Raw genomic sequence first — 17,564 nt, 5'->3', positions numbered from 1 at the left:
GTACGGCTGGAATCGAGGCGAGGGCAAACGGTCGTTGAGTCGGTCCCGCAACACCTGTCCGAATCTTGCCGCTGCGAAATGCCGGGTGGCTTTCGGGTTAGGCCAAGGCGGTCTCGCCAAGCCTTCTTGACCTGGCGTGCCGCGCTCCATCCCTCATTCCATCGAACAGCTGGGAATACGGCCGTCTTTCCACTTCGAGCCTGATCGTTCCATGCATGGCATGACCTCAAATGAAGGGCGCCGGCGCAGCTGAAACGAGAGCAGCCAGTGCCAAACGCGGGCAGGAGTGCCGCGACAACGGGAGCCAGCCGTCCGCATTCCGATATCAAGGGTTACCAGGAGCTCGCGGCGCGCCAGGTGCTTTCTGTCCCAAAGGTGACCTTTGACGATCAGGAACCTGCCAATGTGTTGCACACGCGACAATCAACCGCAAATTTCCCACCAGTTTTCGTCAACATAGCTGGCCCAACTCATGCACTCGAGTGACGCAGTTCGATCCGTCATCGGGAGCGCCGCAGCGCCTTGAGCTGCTTTCAGCCAGGCCCACAAAGTTCAGGTGCCCGTTCCGGGAGGCAAACGGACATGCGCCCCGAATAAAACACGCAAGGAGACGTGACGCTCATGATGATTGAGACGGTTACAGGGGCGATCCCCGTCGCGAGCCTCGGGCGCACCCTGATGCATGAGCATTTGTTCATCGCCTTTCCAGGCGCCTGGTTCGATCCGCTCGCCAGATTTAGCCGCGCGGAATTGATTGCGGAGGCCGTCCGGCGGCTGGTGCAACTTCGTACTGAACATAAGGTACGCACGTTCGTCGACCCCTGTCCGATCGAGCTCGGGCGCGACGTCACCCTGATGAAGGAGGTTTCTGAAAAAGCCGGCATGCAGATCATTTGCACCACCGGCTTCTACTACGAGGAAAGGGGGCTGCCGTTCTACTGGCGCGCCCGCACCGAAGACGAGATTGCGGAGCTTTATATTCGGGAAATCACCCATGGGATCGGCGAGACGGGCGTGAAGGCGGGCGCTCTCAAGGTCTCGACGAGCGCGCCGGCCGTCACCGATCAGGAGAAGAAATTTCTGGCCGCGGCCTGTATCGCACAGAAGGCGACGGGTGTGCCGATTATTACCCATACCACAGACGGCTGCTGCGGGCCTGAACAGCAGCAGCTGTTCTCGGTCGGCGGCGTTGCCGCCCATCGATGCCTTATCGGCCATTGCTGCAGCAACGCCGATCAACTCTACCATCGGCGGATCGTGAATGCTGGCTCTTACATCGGGTTCGATCAAATCGGGGCGGACCACTTCCAGCGTGACGATGTTCGCGCCGACAATGTGGCGAAGCTCGTGCGCGATGGTTTTCGTGCGCAGATCATGATCAGCATGGATCGCCTCTGCGGTCACCTCGGCAAGCCGTCTGCGCGGCAGCTGAGTACCGACGAGATCGCCAGGATCGAAGAGTTGAAGTCACGAAGGCTTTGGCAAGAGCACACCTACATGTTCACCGACTTTATCCCCATGCTGCGCGCCCGCGGCGTCGCTGAAACGAACGTCATCTCGATCCTGGAAGACAATCCTAGGCGTTTCTTTGCCGGCGCGACTCTGCCGGGAAACGCAGCAAACTAGCGTGCGCGCCACACTGCATCAGGCAAGGAACGGGCGCATTTTCGGCGGCACTTCCGGGCTGGATGATTGCAGCCGCAACTGCGTCACATGCGCGCGGTCAAGTAACTTCAGCCAGGAGGCAGGCTACTTGATGAGGTGATCTGCCGCTGGCCATTGGAACGCGCTGGCTGGAGTTTTCGCCACCGAAATTCTGCGAAAGGCAGAAGTAAAGGACGACTAGCGTGAGGGCATTCATGCTGGAACAGGAGAAATGATGACTTGCTCTCGCAGAGTTCAGCCGCCGGTCGATCAGCAGAGGGCCTGATGCAAGAGGACGATGATGAACGACTGCCGAGATCTCGATTCCCAGGCCGCAGGCTGGAGTTTGACAGGATGGCCGGGTGCCCTCGAACAGCAGATCAGGGCATCTGTCATGGCCAGCTTTGCTAGGCGAGCGAATATCGCAGGTCGCACCCGTCCACCTTTCGATGCAGGGCGATCGTGGTTCCAGTGCCGTTCGTCTCATGGCGCTTCCTGACCACAATGAACCGATGATCCTCCCGAGGACGTTCATGGACCCGAAGGTCAACCCGATTGACGCCGACGTCATTCCTGCTCAGAGCCGCGCCGACTACCATCGGCGCTCGCTACTCAGCCTATGGCACAGAGCCATCCGACATCCTGCCACGCGCCACCAATTCCCAGTCGGAGCTGCACAACCAACGTTGGCCAACATCACGTTGGCTTGGGCAACGGTGGCTGTAAGGGACGTCTACGATCACTTTGAGCATCTGCATTCGGCTGGTCCGCCCGAGGCCGACCGACCATGCCGCGGTTCAGACATTATCCTTTCCGCAGGAGAGCCGAGGAAGCCGAGGACCCTCATCGGCACACATGAGGAGATGCTGTACAACGCCTGCTTCGATGGAAAGGCCTACTATCTTTCAGGCATCGACCGTGATGACAGGGTACTCTTGTTGGGGGCAAGCGGGACTTGTAACGCGGATTATTGCAATTCATACGCTTTGTCACGAACGGCATGCACGATCATACCCGTCAGGGACTATAAGAGCGGTCACGAGATCGCTAAAATCATGCGCGAGTTGCGCGCGACCGCAATCGTTGGGCCTCTGAGTGCTCTCCTTCCACTGCTGTCTTACTTGGAACTTAAGGATCTGACTTACGCTGGGATTAGGCACATTGTTAAAGGCGGGGAGCCCTTGTCTAAACAGCTTCGCGCGCGACTTGCGCAGCGATTCGGGGAAGATTTATCCTTCCATTCTGTACTTCAGACGCCGGATCATGGTGCGCTAGGTTTCCAATGCGCCTCGTGTGGACCGGGCGAGTACCACCTCCATGAAGGCCTTATCTACGCGGAGCTCCGTCCAAGGAACGATGAGGGCGCGACAGAACTCGTTGTTTCGAACCTGCATCGCTCCCGCACGCCAGTTGTCCGGCTTCGAACCGGCGATTACGCTGAATGGGCCGATCCAGAGGGAATGTGTTCGTGCGGGCTGACCTCCAGGAAAATACGAATTCTGGAGCGAATACGCGATTCTTCGGAAACCCGGGATGGCAATCCTCCGCCATAATTTGCGCCTCGCGCACTTGAGCGGCTAACTGCCGACATTCCGTCCTGCAGTAGTGTCGATTTTCCGAGCGCCGCGGGCAATCTTCGCCATCGAGCGCATCGCGATCGCAAGCGGTCGCCCTGGCCGGTAGTTGTTCAAACCGTGAGCGCTTATTGGCGGGTGCCGCTGCTCAGCAAGCAGCACCTATCTCCTCGATCAGTGCGTTTGTGTATACCTGGCGGCAATACCCTTCGATGACCCGCAAACTATGGTCGTGATGCTCCTGGCTGTAGCTGACGCAGGCATCTGGCACGAGTGTGACCAGGTAGCCGAGGTCGCAAGCGTCACGTACAGCCGATTCCACGCACTCGTCGGTAACCACCCCAGCCAACACCAGCTGCTTGACGCCAAGATTGCGCAGCAGGTAATCGATGTTGGTCGATACAAAGACGCTGGAAGACGACTTCGGCAGCACGATTTCGTCGTCGCCAGGCGCAAGCTCGTCAATGACCTTGCCATCCCATGAGCCTCTTGGGACGTTGAAACCCACGATCTTGTAATTCAGGCCACGATCACGACCATCCTTTGTGAGATTCTCGATGGTCGTGTAAAGTACTTCTATTTTTGCCGTCCGAAACGCCGCTTGCAAGCGCTGCATGTTGGGTATGGCAACGCTCTTCAAGCGATCGAAATAGTAGCCGTAGTTGCCGGCAATGTCTGCTTCGGGGACATCCTTGAACTCACCGCCATCACGACGCACGCAAAAGTTCTGGACGTCAATGAATAACAGCGCCGACTCCTTCGGATTGAGCGGCACCTCGCGTGTCGTCGGGATTTCGTTCGTTGGCATGCTCTTTCTCCCGCGCATCGATCCGACCATCGGCAATCACGGTCGCACTGTTTGTCATCCCTCAGGATCACCGATCAAATGATTTGCGAATTTCAAATAGCAGGCGCGGCAACCGGCACGCGTTCAGCATCGACGGGCAGGCACGACGGTTATGAGGCCAACATCTGCTCAGCTTCCTCCTGACCAACAACACGGCTCCTCAACTCTTCGCCAGTCAGCCAGATCAGCCAATCATCGTCGACAATTTGCTCTTCCACCAGCCGCAATATCGATCCGGCTTTCTCATGGTGTGCATATCCGTACTGCGAAACAACGCCCTTATCAATCAGCCAGCGCGCCACCAGTCCGCATACGAAATCAGGAGCCCACATGGCGAAAGACACACCGAATGCTATTCCCGCCATGATCCTGGGCATGCCCGATCCTCTGAAATCTCTGCGCACCCAACCATCGCCGTGATAAGCTACTCTTCCGGACATCGTCTTCGCACTTGGTGCTCGACAGGTACACGTGTCCTCGGGATGGGCATGTTTCGCCGGATCGGCGTAGAATGCCTTCAAGGATTCAAGATGCTCTGCAAGGTTGCTGCGCGAAAGGTCATAAAGTCGGACAGCCTGTAAGACCGCAACTTCGTCGTTTTTGTCAGCGCCCACCATCCAAAATCCCTCGCCTGGTCTAATGGGCGAGCGGTCCGGCCGGAAATTCGGATATGTGGGCCCCTTCGTTTCAGTCGATCGCGTAATCGAGACATACTCGTGAAAGTCGACGCCCAACGAAAGCTTGATGCCTCTTTTGGCGGCGGCGGCGTCATAGCTGTGAATGAAGCGCGATACGTGCAGCAACTCAACTACACTCGTCATTGCTGCACCTTGCCCTGGTGTGATGCGTCGGGTCCGCAAGGACCGCTACAGCATGAGCGAGGATCGAGATACTATCGGGTCTGGTAGGGAAGATGAGGGGTCCGATATTCGATCAAGTGGCTTCGCTAGCCAGCAGCACCATCGCGCCGACAGGACAATCAGGGCCCAGGGCAACCACCGACGAGGTCATCGCCGGGCTGAAGACCAGACTCTCAGTGCGGTGCATCTTGTCCACCGCCCTGCTACGTATCAGATCAGAGTGTGCGGGCAGGCCTATCCGTCCGTTGTGCGGCGCGCTGATGAAGTTGGGTCGTGAATAGGCATCAAGCTCATCGTCTTCTTTCGCACTCCGGGCGATTCTGGTCCCATGTTGCGAGACCTGCGACAAGGTCCGCGCTTGCATGGAGATCCGGAGCAGCGGCGCTGGCCGCTCGCGCCGCGCGGCCGTAGCGCTGCACAAGCCGTGAGTTCGCGTGCGGCTATCGTTTTTGAGCGTTTGCACCTTTGAGATCGTCGGACATCACTGTGGCCGCTATCGATAGGGCCTCCATGATCTTCTCGAACAACAGGCCAGTGTCGCGTTTCGATTAAGTGCTAATGCTGCACATGAGGCCGGGATTTAGTCGCGCCATGCGTCTTACCCTTCCCTTCCGATTTGTCGCGAAGCCTTGATGTGACCGAGGCGTACCGCGAACTCGAGCGCGTGAGCGAACAGCTAAGCCACAATCCGATCTTTGAAGATCACGGCATCAGCTAACCACCAGCGCCGGTCGGCCATCCGGCGGCGCCGACCGCACCGGTCGGCCGCGCAAGCCTGCGCGCGTCGTGTCAGGCCATCGTCCGTTTTCGCCGTCCCATTGACCGCATTCTGCGGCTGGATCGAGCAGATCGGCCGCAATCCGGTCGTACGCTGGCTGCAAACCGGAAGGCCCCTTCAACGCCTGATCAACAGCTTCTCATACCTTCGCCCGGCCGTCTGCCTAGGACCTTCCCTAGTCGCTCACCGCGTCATGTAGGCGCAAGGTGTGCCGATGGACTCTCATGCGCTGAACGAACCGGGGGCAACACAATGGCGAAGCGGGAAAAGAAGGCCGCTAAGACGGCAGCGAAGAAGGGAGGCAAGAAGGCGGTCAAGAAGCTCTCGTCGTCTCGAGGCGGAAGAGCTGCAGTTCGCGCGGACAATCTGGTGCTCGAGAGCTTGGCCGCCGACTCGAACAGAGTGATCTTCGACCACATCATCGGAACGCACTGGCCGGATGATCGCAAACTCGACCCTCCGTTCGACAGGCTCGCGTTAGCCGGGCTTGCCGCCAATATCAAGGCGCACGGCGTTCTCGTACAGACCGCCCAGGTACAGTTGTGCGACGACGTCAAATGCGTTCTCGGCTTGATGAGAACGGCCAACCCTGGAGGCGGATAATGAAACGCGTTCTTCCGCTGCTCCTCCTGCTGTACTTCAGCGGCGCGTCGTGGGCTGCAGAACTTACGCCGGCCGAATTGCAGGCCCTGCACGACATCGCCCTCGACAAAGACAAGCTCGCCGCCGCCCGCAAACGTCTAACGCCGGCGGCGAGCGATGCGAGCCAGAAGAAGGGCAAGCCTGAGATGATCGCGGGCGCGCCGCCTCCGCGCATAGCTTATTCCGATGCGTTTTCCGAACTCGTCCGCAAGCAGGAAAGAGCCCCGGATACCCCGATAGCTGCCGCGAAGCCAGTCGAATTCAGTCCCTGCGCGGGTCTCAAGTTTCTCCTCAGGCAGGACTGGAAGGATATCGGGCTTCTCGAGTGTCCACAGTCGGTCGACAAGGCTACGGGCGCAGAAATCGCGTTTGCAAATGATCTGGCGAACCACAATCGGACGTGGTCAGTTAATGGCACTGCCGCACTCGTCTACAGTTCTCTGACCTCCGACCCACCTTTCTGGTGGATGCCCTATTACACGTCGTTTGCGAGCTACGTGACCGCCAATCGAACCGTAAATACGTCACCTGCCTTCACGAGTAATGACGTCGAGAAGTTGGCATATGGCGCGTCGGCGGAGTTTGGCTGGGAAAACGCCGGAGGCGCAAATTACTTCCGCGTCCGCGGGGATCAGGTCGAAAACAATCTGAAGGGAACCATCTCGGCTACCGCCACGGCCGAGTTCATTCCTGTATACTACCCACTTTACATCCACTATCCGGTCATCCGGCCGGCCGGGCTTCCAATCGACGTTCGCTTCGACCCGGAGCTGCTCGTCCAGTATGCGGAAATAACCGGTCCGAGGGGCGTCCTCGACTTCAATGGCATGACGCGCGCATTGCGCGTCGGCCCCCAACTATCGGTCTATCTCTTCCCGGAAGTCGATCCGACGAACTTTCTGTCGAGAATGAACGCGAACCTGACCTACCACTGGGCTTACGAAACATATTCGGGCAGGCCGATCGACTGGTTGCAGGCTGCGATTACCTACAACATCGACGATGCAGGCCATTTCGCTGTGGCGGCAACTTACAAGCGCGGACGCGACGAGGACACGGGCAGCTTCTCGCATATCTACCGTATTGGATTGACCGGGAAAATCTGACTGCAACGAACGCGCGCATGCTCGGGTGCAAATGGGTAACAGGTTTCGTTTGCGTTCGCGCTGCGGATACGCCTATCGAAGATCGTAAAACGGCTTCTTGAACGCATTGGATGCCTCTGCTTCGACCGTCTCAAGCTCGGATAAAGCGGCGGCAATGGTCAGCCAGGGCGGAGATGCATACTTCCCGTCTCCACGTCGCCGCGCGGCGATGTCCTCCACAATCACGCGTCGCTGCGCCTCGTCGAGCAGATGCGGGCTCTCGAAGAAGATCAGTCGGCGCCCCAGGCGTTTCAGGCGCACATCTTGGAAACGATGGACCAGGTCCGGCCGCGCCTCCCATGGGATGCCATGAAATTGCCGGCACAACTCGGCATCGGCGTCGGAAAAGAAGCTACCGTAGATCTGTTCCTCGACGTGATCTGAGGGCGCATATGTCGGCTCGAGGGAGGCCGCCGCACGGGTGAGCGCAGCCATGAACTCGGGGTCGGCGCGAACCGACGATGCTCGGCGCGCGCACTCGTCTTCCGTCAAATCTAAAAACCGGTCGGCGTCGATGTCCCACAACGGGTATAGCAGTGGCGAGGCGTTGACCTTCAGCCGCCGGATGGGGCGAGGCTCCACTGTCATGCGGGAGGCGAGTTCGCCGTCGTCGAGTTTGCGCAAAGCATCGATGTCGCTTGCGAGGTCAAGGCAATAATGCGCATTGGCGTCGCGGGGGCTAATGCCGACCCTCGTCAGGAAGTGCATCACTTGCGGGCGCCCGAAGTAGTCGAAATATGCGAATGCGTCCTCGGCGCGGACGAAGTCGATCACCGCCGCCTTCGAGGAGAAGCGCAGGAACGTCGACCAGAGATCGGGCGCGGCGGTGCGCACCAGTTTGCAAAGACCGAGCATGGTATCGACATCGGCCGCGGCGTCGTGGACATTGCGCGACACGATGCCGTTCGCCGCAGCGACGGCACCGAGACGATGAGTTGGACGCCCGTCGGGCTCAAGGCCGGCATGCAACACGGAAGGATACAGCGTCGTTGCAGCGCGCATCAGGTTGAGAACATCGGCGCGGGCATTGCCGTTCGTATTGGTCAGGAAGATTGGATGCAGGCAATGATAGAACGCCTGCCGCAAGAATTCCTCGTCGAAGCGAATCGAATTGTATCCGAGGAACGTCGCCGGGCACCACGATGCGAGCACATTGGCGACCTCGCATACCATGGAATAGTGCGACTGCCTTGAAAGGCTGTCGACGTCGGCGAGCGTATGACCGGTAACGAGCAACGCCTGCGGCGACGGGACGACGTGGGGCATCAGACGCGACTTCGTCTCGAACCGATGGGTCTCATCGAGATCGGCGTCGGTTCTGACGGCGGCGAATTGGAGTATCTGGTCGAAGCGCTTGTTCAACCCCGACGTTTCGACATCGTATAGGATGAAGGCCACGATCGGCGCCGCCTACAGCCTTCCGAGCCTGAACTGCAGCGCGGCGAGGCTAACGCGGAAGCGATTAGCCATGCTGATCAGGTAGTCGTCATCTTGGATGTCGCGGGATGATTCTGCCAACACCTGTCGGACGAGCCGCTCCGGCATCAGAAGTTCGGAAGCGAACGCATTGGCTTGCATTTCGAAGGGATCGATGCCTTCCGTGGAAACGGAATCGCGCGGGAGGAAATTTCTGCCCTTATCGACCAGGACCGTCGCTTCGAGCTTCGACCGATGCAGCACAACGTGAGCCAGTTCATGCGCGATCGTGAAGCGCTGCCGGTTCGGGTGATGGTTGGAATTGACGCCGATGACCGGCTTGCCGTCCCGGATGAACGCCATTCCCGACAATTCGTCGTCGAAAGGCGTGTATTCTACGCGAGCTCCGAAAGCCTTTACGAGCTTTTCCACCGGGACAGGGGGAGCCCTCAGTCCGAGCTTGTTGACCAAGGCGCGTGCTTGCTCTCTCGCCTCGTCCAGTTCGCTCATTTTCGGCCCCCGCCGGTCCGTCTTACGATTTGCTCGATCTGCGCCCGCTGCGCCTCACTCACCTCGCTGCCCTCGATCATCAGCGGACCGCTCGCCTGCTCAAACGAAAAAGTCCCCGGAACGAGGTCAGTAATCGACTCGGCCCTTAAGGCCGAAGCCAACCGATAGATCTGGTGGAGCATGATCTTCTGGCGTCCTCGCTCGATGTTGGCCAGCGAAGCCCGCGTGAGACCGATCTGATCTGCAACCTCCGACTGCTTGAGCCGGAGTTTCTTCCGCCTGGCCGCCAAACCGGCGCCAACGATCCTGTAGATCTCCAAATCAGCCATGGCACGAGAGAATCGCAATTCGATTCGCGCGTCAACCACGCAAACAAATTTGTGCTTAATACAAACATTACGTATATTTAATGTTTTTGACATAAATATTGAGTGGGGATCCCGGTAGGCTTTGGACGTTCGGGTGCCGATTCCGGAGCGCCCGCGGAAACGGAGTCGATCATGCACGATCGCGGAAATAAGAACGCCGACCGGCTGGACCGTGAGGCAAAGGAACTCGAGCGGGAAGCCGGCCGGTTGGAAGAGACCGCGCATTCGATCGAAGAGCATGCCCATGATCTCGAGCGGCGAGCTCATCAGCTCGAGGAAGAAGCCCGTCGCGAGCGGGACCACGGCAATGACGACCGCGGCCATGACGACGGTCACGACCATGGCGGCAACAATCACGGCAACGTCGTGAAGATCACGATGGTGGTCAACGGTCAGCCGGTCACGATCGAGGCCACTCAGCAGGAAAAGCTCTCCGACGTCCGTCAGCGCGCGCTGACCGAGACGGAGAACCTGGCCCAGCCCCCCGAGAATTGGGAAATCAAGGACGAGGCAGGCACTGTGCTCGACCCCGACAAGCGCGTCGGTCACTATCACTTCGGCAAGGAGGTCACGCTCTTCCTCAGCCTGAAGGCGGGAGCTGCCGGTGGCGCCGCAGGTCGTTGATCCGGCGGTCTCGCGCGCCAAGTTTGACCGCGAGATCGCGGCATACCGGGAGTTGGAAGCCACCTACCGCAAGCGCGGGTGGCTCCTTCTTGACGCCGGTTTTCCCGAGGTGTGCATTGCCTTCGCGGTTCCGAAACTGCGTCCCTTTCCGATCGTTGCGGCAGTCGTGATCGACTTCACCAACTACGACCTGTGGCCCTTGTCGGTCCGCTTCGTGGATCCCTTCACCCGCGAACCGTTGGTCGCGCGCAACCTCAACTTTCCCATGCTGCGGCGTCAGAGCATGCCGCCCGAAACGTTCGCAGCAATGCTCCAGCAAGGCGCCCTTCCGGCCACCAACATCGTGCAGTTCAACAGTCTCGACGACCATCCCTTCATCTGCCTGCCGGGAATCCGCGAGTATCACGACAATCCCGCCCATACTGGTGATTCATGGCTTCTGCATCGCTCTTCTGGCGAAGGCTCCTTGGCCTTCATCCTCGACAAGATCTGGACCTACGGCGTCGAGCCTCTGTCGATGTTCCAGATCCAGGTGCAGGCGACCACGCTCCCCTTGGGAGTCGATCCGCAGGCGCTCCGGGAATGATGCGGCTTTCCGACGTTCGTTTCGTCCGTGTACCACGGAACTGCGCCGATACCGTCCACGCCCACATGCGCAAGGTCGGACGAGACGGCTTCGAAGGTCTTGGCCTCTGGGCCGGCCGGCAGACCGGCGACACGTTCACTGTGGAGGAGGCCGTCATCCCGGCCCAGAAACATATCCGGACCGAGGACGGCGTTTGCGTCATCACGGAGGCCCAGGAGTTGCATCGGTTGAATGTCTGGCTCTACCGCCAGAAGCTGTCGCTGATCGCGCAGATCCACAGCCATCCGAGCCGGGCCTACCACTCCAGTACCGACGACCGATACGCTGTCGCAACGACGGTGGGCTGCTTCTCCCTGGTGATGCCCGATTTCGCGACCGGGCCGTTCGCGATCGACCGCCTCGCCTCGTACCGGCTGGACGCTTCCGGCACCTGGCGCGGCATTTCTGCGTCGCAGGCTGCCCGCATGATCACGATCGTGGAGTAGCCATGGCCTTCGCCAACTTCTTCGATAGAAGCGTGACGGCCGCCTCGCTGGTCCTTGCGAATTTCCGGCTGGAAGATTTCAAGGAGCGGCTGGCGGCGCACCTCGTAGCGCTGTCCTTCGACGATGCTGCGGTCAAGTCGCCGGAAGGTCGTGCCACTCTCGATCTGTCGGTGCGCCTCCTTGCCCGGCTCTATCCGGTGCTGGCCATCCATCCGGTCGGATCCGCGGCCGCCGAACACGCGGCCCGGCTCCAGGAGCTGGCTGTGAGCATCAACGACCGGATCGAACTGAAAGACGAACTTGCCGAGGCCGACATCGTCGTCGCCGTCGGCGACACCGCAGTGGTCGCCGGACTCGACGTCATCTACATCGGCTCCGACGGGTGGCGCGCTCTGTTGTCGCGGCAGGGGCCAGTGCGGTCCGGATCGACGACGAATCCATTCGGCGCCGGCGCGGCCGCGTGTTTCGGCGCCGCCAACGTCTTCAGAAGGATCTTCGCCGACCAGCTTGCCCGCGGCGATCTCGACGACGGGATCGACCTTTCGTTATTGACCTATCTTCAGGGATCCACGACCGCATCGGCGCTGCCGGAGAGCTGTGACCTGGGAGACGCCTATCTCGTGGGGCTGGGTGCGATCGGCAATGGTGCCGTCTGGGCATTGTCGCGCGTTCCAGGTCTCGCCGGCATCCTTCATCTCGTCGATCACGAGAACGCCGACCTTTCGAACCTGCAGCGCTACGTCATGGCCACACAGCTCGACGTCGGCCGCCAGAAGGTCCGGCTTGCCCGCGCGTTGTTCGAGCAGCGCGCACTCAAGGTGAGAGCCCATCCGCGACGATGGAGCGACTATGTCAACGCTCGCCGCACGCGCGCCTTCGAGCGGGTCGCGGTGGCGCTTGACACCGCCGAAGATCGCGTCGCGCTCCAGGCCTCACTGCCCAAATGGACCGTGAACGCATGGACCCAAAACGTCGATCTGGGCGTCTCCCGGCATGGCTTTGCGGACGATGGCGCATGCCTCGCCTGCCTCTATTTGCCGACCGTCGCGGTGAAGAACGAGCACGAACGGGTGGCGGAGGAACTAGGGATTCCCGATGCCCACCAGGAAATCCGGGAACTGCTGCAGACGCATCAGCCGGTGTCCGAGCCCTTCGTCAGACGCGTCGCCGCCGCCTTCGACGTCCCCTACGAAGCGCTCCAGATGTTCGTCGGCCAGCCGGTACAGGCGTTCTACCGGAATGCCATTTGCGGCGGCCTGATGGTCAGCCTGACCGGCGGGAGCCACGCGGGCACAGCCGTCGTACCCATGGTGTTCCAGTCGGCGCTCGCGGGGATCATGCTTGCGGCCGATCTGGTCAAGCACGCGGCCGGCATGCAGCCGGCTTCGACCACGACGACACGGATCAATCTGCTGCGACCGCTCGCACCGGTCCTGGGCGACCCGCGCGCCAAGGATACGAGCGGCCGCTGCCTCTGCTGCGATCGCGACTTCCTCGATGCATACAGGCGGAAATACCGCGTGGCGTAGACCTGGATACAGATCCGAGGGCCCGCGCGAGACCTCCACGCCGACGACGCGCCTTCACGCGATGGGCCAGTCCGGCGGCGGGACGGGCGCGATGACGGGGGGATAACCGGACTTCGTCGTCATGGTTGACTGGTCACGAAATTGCTACCAATGGTCGGGGATGGACAGTCGCTGTCACGTCACGAAAGGGGTTCCCCCTCGCGTCCGCGAACCAGTTCTCTGGCAGGGCACACCTCTGTCGTGCCTCGCGGACATCGCACGCCCGCGAAGTCCTTCGGTGGCGGCATGAACGGACCTATCCGGGACATTTTCGGTATCTGGTGCGGGCCGGACGGCCTTGCGAGCTCAGGCGATGGCTTCGCTCCTCCGCTCGAGGGTGACGCAATGAGCGATCTGTTCGGTTGCGTGCCGCCCGAAGCCTTCAGGATATTCACCGGTCGCCACGCCCGGGCGGCGGAAGCGGCGCTTTTGCGGCTGTGCGTCACGCATTTCGGCGAAATGGCGATCGAGAATCCCGAACGCGATCAGGTCAAGAACTCGATCGCCGCCGCGATCGAGGGAATGCCGGCACCGCCGCCGAGCACCGAACAAGGCGAGGAAGACGAGCCGGAATCGGCGTCGTCCGACTACCTGTATCTGAAGATGCGCGAAGGCGGCTGGCTGGTCGAGGAGTCCGACCGCTGGCTGATCCGGGTAACGATGCCCGATGGCTACCGGCGGTTGATGACGGTGCTGCGCGACCTGAAGGAAAACGTTGCCAGGAGCTTCACGGGACTGGTCTCGCAAGTCTCTTCCCTGATCGGCGCGGCCGCCGATGACCCGACGATGCACGCCACCAACATCGATGCCGCGTGGCAGACCGCAGTCGGATTCCGGGGCCACATGGCCGGCATTGATGCGGCGCTGATGGGCTCGACGGAGCGATCGAGGATGCCGCCGACAAATGGACCAAGGGAGCCGAGTGGTATCGCCTGCCGGCCAAGGCGGAGCTGGTGAGCAGCGTCTTCGCCACCGCGGCCGGCTTGCTGGACGTCGCGTTCGGGACGCATTTCCGCGTCGCCTCCGCGCAGACCTCGGGTCGTCCAATCCTCGAGCGCCATGGCGCAGCCGTCCGCGCCATCCTGCGGCGCGCGCTGGCCCTGCCCTGACGACACGCGGCAGGACGAGATCTGGGAGATGCTGGGCCTCGTCAGGTTCGGCCATCCCGTCTGTCTGCGCGCCCCGCTGCGATTCGCCGACGCCGCGGGAACCACGGTAAGCGGCTTCGCTCTCCCCTGGAGCGCAGTCAATCCCGACTTGGTGGCAAGCTGTGCGCCGAGCGGGGACGAGCCCGCGTTCATCATGACAGTGGAGAACTGGACAAGCTTCAACGGCCAGTGCCGCAACATCGGACGGGGCGCGGTGGTCTACACGCACGGTTTCCCACCGCCGCCGGTCCGCTTGCTCGTTGGCCGGATGGCGCAGTTCTGGCCGGACGCCCCGTTCTATCATTGGGGCGACGTCGATGCGGGGGGCTCCTGATCGCCCAGTCGATCCGCGAGGCTGCGGGCCGGCCCGTCAAACTGCACCTCATGACGGCCTCATTGGCCGAGCAACACGGAGCGCGACGAAGACCGCTGGCGCGGGTGGCGCCCCTCGCTGCGAGGAACGACGACTTCGGCGAGCTGGCCCGCTATCTTGCGGGCGACACCTGTCGCACCTTTGAGCAGGAGATGTTGCGACCCGTGGATCTCTTGGAGATGACTCCGTGAGCAGACAGTTCACCGACGGGGAGATCGTCGCAGCGATCCGGGCGATTGCCGCCGAGGGGGCGCAGCTGTCGCGCGCCACGGTGCGCAAGCGCCTCGGCGGCGGCGGCTCGACCCGGATTTCCGCGATCCTGAAGGAGTACGCCGCTGGCGCTCACGGTCCAACGATCCGGCCCGGACCGAACGGTCCGGTCCGAACCGGACCGGCCTCCGTTGCACCTGACGGCAAGGCCGTGCCGGCCCCGGCGGATGTGCCCTCTCCGGCGGTCGTGGCCCCGTCCGCGAGCTCAGCCCCGGCGGACGGCCGGGAGAGCGAAGGCAGCGTCGCTCAACTGCAGAGCGAGATTTGGGTGTTGAAGATCCTTCTCGAGTCGGAACGGAACGCCCGCCGCGAGGAAGAGGCAGGCACACTCGCACGATCGAGGCTCTTCGGCGCGAGATCGAGATCGCCAGCCGCGGTTTGACCGACCGGGGCGCCGGAGGCGCCCGGCCATCGCGGACGGCCAGCGCGCCGGAACCGCGTTCGAGGACCAGATCATGAGAGCCACCGACGACCGGTTCGGACCGCTGGCGCGAGGATTGCTGCGGCCCGGCTGCAGATGGCTTGCGACGGAACGACGATTCGCGCTTGTATTCGAATCCCTGAAACGGGTGCGCCTCGGCCTAACACTGGGACGTATCAATCGGCGAGACCGATCGCGCCTGCCGGCATCTCAAGCGCGGCAACCACCAGGTTCGGACTTATCTGTTCGAGGCCGCGAACGCGCGAACGGACGTCTTACGTCCAGCAGAGAGTTGCGCTGGACTGTAAGCAGTCCCTCTGGAACTTCAGACAGCGAACACGCGTATTGTTGCCTCTGAGATTTTCCGGGCTCACGCCAACCAGGCTTATCCTTCTCTTCAGTCAGCTCGTCGGCAAAGAGCAGCGCGCAAGGAGGGAACGACGAGATCCCATGCAAGACTTCTCGCAGATCCTCGACGGTGTTATTCGTGTAGCCGAAGAAACCAAGCGGCACTAGCGCAACAGCCTGATGGCAGCGACCTGCTTATGCGAGACTACGGCGAAAACGCCCAAGACGGCCATTTGCCCGACGTAGCAATTCTCAACCGATGGAAAATTGCTTTCGCCGATGGCGAACTTCCTCCGGATTCCTCAAAGAGCTGATCGCCATATTGAAGAGACAACGGCGCACTTATACATCGAGATGCGCTCGACATAGATCAGACGAAACGCTCCGCGACTGTCCTGAAGGTTGTCCGACAATCCCATAAGCCACATCGAATTTTATCCGCGGCGCCGCCTAGCCGCCCGCATGCAAGCTAGCTTTTTTCAGCGAAGATTATCCGGCGCTCCAAGCGAGAGTCCGCTGTTGCGGCCGCTGCACATCGCACCTGCGAACGTCTCACGGATCGGCATAATCAGGTACATTATTACCAGCCAGCGAACGCTCCCGCGAGCGAAGGGTCCACTTTGCCCGCCTCGACATCTGTAAGAGCCATATCAAGCATCTCGACACCGCGGTCGGCTTCCTCACGCGTCAACGTCAACGGCGGGGTGAGCTCGAGCACGTTCGAGTTGACACCAACATAGAACATCACCAATCCGTACTCGAACGCGCGATAAACAGTCATTGCGGTCTGCCGTTTTGCCGGCGCCCTTGTGCCTTGGTCGGTGACCAGCTCTATTCCGATCGCCAGACCCTGGCCGCGCACGTCGCCAATCAGCCCATGCCTCTTCTTTAAGGCTTGGAGACGGGTGAGCAAGTGAGCGCCGACCTTGGCAGCATTTTCTGCCAAACGATCGGTTTTGATGGCCTCAAGCACGGCCAACGCTGCGGCGGCGCAAATCGGATTGCCATGTAACGTCTGAAAAGAGAATGCTGGCGCGAAATTCATGATGGCTTCTGGCCCTGCGACTGCCGAGATCGGCAATCCGCCGCCAAGCCCCTTCCCGAACACCACGATGTCGGGTTCGATTCCATGATGCGCAAAGGCATGCAGCCGCCCGGTTCTGCCTAATCCGACCTTCACTTCGTCGCTGACGAGAAGGATTCCGTGCTTGCGGCATCGCCGCTCAACTTCTGCAAAGAAGCCGACTGGAGGAACCAGCATTCCGCCGTCGGACTGGATTGGCTCGATGAAGAAAGCGGCTACCTCTTGTGGAGGGACAGCGCCCGCAAAAAGCCGATCGAGCTGAGCGAGCGCTTTTTCCGCAGCTTCCTCCCCGTCGGCATAGCTGTTGGGATAAGGCACAAGCGTCAAGCCAGGCGCCTTCGGTAGAGCTTGCGACGGGTGACCGGAGACTGCGGCAGAGCCGGTGGTGCCACCGTGATAGGCGCCTGCGAAGGAGATGATCCGCGGCCGGCCTGTCGCTGCAACGACAATGCGTGCGACGGTTTCATTGGCGTCCGAACCGGAATGGCCAAACCAGATCCTGCCCGCTGCGCGAGAGGGCACCAGCGAGAGGAGCTCTTCGGCCAACTGCACTGTCGCGAGGTTGGCGCTCGAAAGATAGCTTGCTCCGGCCTGGCTGGACAGAGCGCGGTCAACCGCCGCCCTGATACGAGGATCGGAATGACCCAGGCTCGCAGCGCCCCAGGAGGCCGCAAAATCCAGAAGCTGTCTGCTGTCATCCGCAATCAGTGTCGCGCGGGCGCCACCTTTCACGGCCAGCGGATAGAAGCGCAAATGAGCCAGTTTCGAAATCGATTGGGCTTCACGTTCATACAACCGGGTCATGTCTCGTTCCTGAGCTGAGATACTGGACACTGGCCGCTCATTTTGCCCCTTACGACTGGCGTGCGAAAC

The 17,564-nt window shown here is 60.9% G+C and carries 17 protein-coding genes; 11 read left to right on the top strand and 6 right to left on the bottom strand.

Annotated elements, in window-relative coordinates; all coding sequences use genetic code 11:
• Positions 1–621: 621 nt before the first annotated feature.
• Positions 622–1,626, top strand: coding sequence for a phosphotriesterase family protein (locus tag ACVW1C_RS28350; RefSeq protein ID WP_456761160.1), 1,005 nt, complete (start codon positions 622–624; stop codon positions 1,624–1,626).
• A 1,740-nt stretch (positions 1,627–3,366) separates the two neighbouring features.
• Here ACVW1C_RS28350 and ACVW1C_RS28345 read toward each other — a convergent pair.
• Both ACVW1C_RS28345 and ACVW1C_RS28340 read right to left on the bottom strand, forming a co-directional pair.
• Positions 3,367–4,026, bottom strand: a complete 660-nt coding sequence (locus tag ACVW1C_RS28345) for an isochorismatase family cysteine hydrolase (RefSeq protein WP_456761159.1) — start codon at positions 4,024–4,026, stop codon at positions 3,367–3,369.
• A 149-nt stretch (positions 4,027–4,175) separates the two neighbouring features.
• On the bottom strand, positions 4,176–4,886 hold the full coding sequence (locus ACVW1C_RS28340) for a hypothetical protein (protein ID WP_456761158.1): 711 nt from the start codon (positions 4,884–4,886) through the stop codon (positions 4,176–4,178).
• A 1,069-nt stretch (positions 4,887–5,955) separates the two neighbouring features.
• On the opposite strand from ACVW1C_RS28340, the gene ACVW1C_RS28335 reads away from it, so the two are divergent.
• Both ACVW1C_RS28335 and ACVW1C_RS28330 read left to right on the top strand, forming a co-directional pair.
• Positions 5,956–6,306, top strand: coding sequence for a hypothetical protein (locus ACVW1C_RS28335; RefSeq protein ID WP_456761157.1), 351 nt, complete (start codon positions 5,956–5,958; stop codon positions 6,304–6,306).
• A complete protein-coding gene (locus ACVW1C_RS28330) occupies positions 6,306–7,451 on the top strand; it encodes a hypothetical protein (RefSeq protein WP_456761156.1) in 1,146 nt (381 codons plus the stop codon). The genes ACVW1C_RS28335 and ACVW1C_RS28330 overlap by 1 nt, the downstream gene beginning before the upstream one ends.
• A 72-nt stretch (positions 7,452–7,523) precedes the next feature.
• On the opposite strand, the gene ACVW1C_RS28325 is transcribed toward ACVW1C_RS28330, so the two are convergent.
• From ACVW1C_RS28325 to ACVW1C_RS28315, 3 genes are read right to left on the bottom strand one after another with little or no spacing between them, the layout of a single operon-like run.
• Positions 7,524–8,888, bottom strand: coding sequence for an exonuclease domain-containing protein (locus tag ACVW1C_RS28325; protein WP_456761155.1), 1,365 nt, complete (start codon positions 8,886–8,888; stop codon positions 7,524–7,526).
• A 12-nt stretch (positions 8,889–8,900) separates the two neighbouring features.
• Positions 8,901–9,416 (bottom strand): ImmA/IrrE family metallo-endopeptidase, encoded by a 516-nt coding sequence (locus ACVW1C_RS28320; protein ID WP_456761154.1) that lies wholly within the window; start codon positions 9,414–9,416, stop codon positions 8,901–8,903.
• The gene (locus tag ACVW1C_RS28315; protein ID WP_456761153.1) at positions 9,413–9,745 is read right to left on the bottom strand and encodes a helix-turn-helix domain-containing protein; all 333 of its coding nucleotides are present in this window, start codon (positions 9,743–9,745) and stop codon (positions 9,413–9,415) included. The genes ACVW1C_RS28320 and ACVW1C_RS28315 overlap by 4 nt, the downstream gene beginning before the upstream one ends.
• Before the next feature lie 171 nt (positions 9,746–9,916).
• On the opposite strand from ACVW1C_RS28315, the gene ACVW1C_RS28310 reads away from it, so the two are divergent.
• From ACVW1C_RS28310 to ACVW1C_RS28275, 8 genes are all read left to right on the top strand, one after another.
• A complete protein-coding gene (locus ACVW1C_RS28310) occupies positions 9,917–10,408 on the top strand; it encodes a DUF2604 domain-containing protein (protein ID WP_456761152.1) in 492 nt (163 codons plus the stop codon).
• Positions 10,389–10,994: a putative metal-binding protein gene (locus ACVW1C_RS28305; RefSeq protein WP_456761151.1), complete on the top strand. Its 606-nt coding sequence runs from the start codon at positions 10,389–10,391 to the stop codon at positions 10,992–10,994. Before ACVW1C_RS28310 ends, ACVW1C_RS28305 begins: the two co-directional genes overlap by 20 nt.
• Positions 10,991–11,479, top strand: coding sequence for a Mov34/MPN/PAD-1 family protein (locus tag ACVW1C_RS28300; protein ID WP_456761150.1), 489 nt, complete (start codon positions 10,991–10,993; stop codon positions 11,477–11,479). Before ACVW1C_RS28305 ends, ACVW1C_RS28300 begins: the two co-directional genes overlap by 4 nt.
• Positions 11,480–11,481: 2 nt before the next feature.
• Complete coding sequence (locus tag ACVW1C_RS28295) at positions 11,482–13,008, top strand: E2 ligase fold family C protein (RefSeq protein WP_456761149.1); 1,527 nt, start codon at positions 11,482–11,484, stop codon at positions 13,006–13,008.
• A 384-nt stretch (positions 13,009–13,392) separates the two neighbouring features.
• Complete coding sequence (locus ACVW1C_RS28290; protein WP_456761148.1) at positions 13,393–14,004, top strand: Wadjet anti-phage system protein JetA family protein; 612 nt, start codon at positions 13,393–13,395, stop codon at positions 14,002–14,004.
• Positions 14,001–14,156, top strand: a complete 156-nt coding sequence (locus ACVW1C_RS28285) for a hypothetical protein (RefSeq protein WP_456761147.1) — start codon at positions 14,001–14,003, stop codon at positions 14,154–14,156. Before ACVW1C_RS28290 ends, ACVW1C_RS28285 begins: the two co-directional genes overlap by 4 nt.
• Positions 14,157–14,184: 28 nt before the next feature.
• Entirely contained in the window at positions 14,185–14,529 is a 345-nt protein-coding gene (locus tag ACVW1C_RS28280; RefSeq protein WP_456761146.1) for a Wadjet anti-phage system protein JetD domain-containing protein, read from the top strand.
• 226 nt (positions 14,530–14,755) lie between these two features.
• Positions 14,756–15,220, top strand: coding sequence for a DNA-binding protein (locus ACVW1C_RS28275; protein ID WP_456761145.1), 465 nt, complete (start codon positions 14,756–14,758; stop codon positions 15,218–15,220).
• A gap of 967 nt (positions 15,221–16,187) precedes the next feature.
• On the opposite strand, the gene ACVW1C_RS28270 is transcribed toward ACVW1C_RS28275, so the two are convergent.
• Positions 16,188–17,495 (bottom strand): aspartate aminotransferase family protein, encoded by a 1,308-nt coding sequence (locus ACVW1C_RS28270; RefSeq protein WP_456761144.1) that lies wholly within the window; start codon positions 17,493–17,495, stop codon positions 16,188–16,190.
• Positions 17,496–17,564 lie beyond the last annotated feature (69 nt).

The sequence above is a fragment of the Bradyrhizobium sp. USDA 4011 genome, from assembly GCF_054063415.1.
Note: the sequence above shows the minus strand (reverse complement) of the source record. Positions and strands in the feature narration are given on the sequence as shown.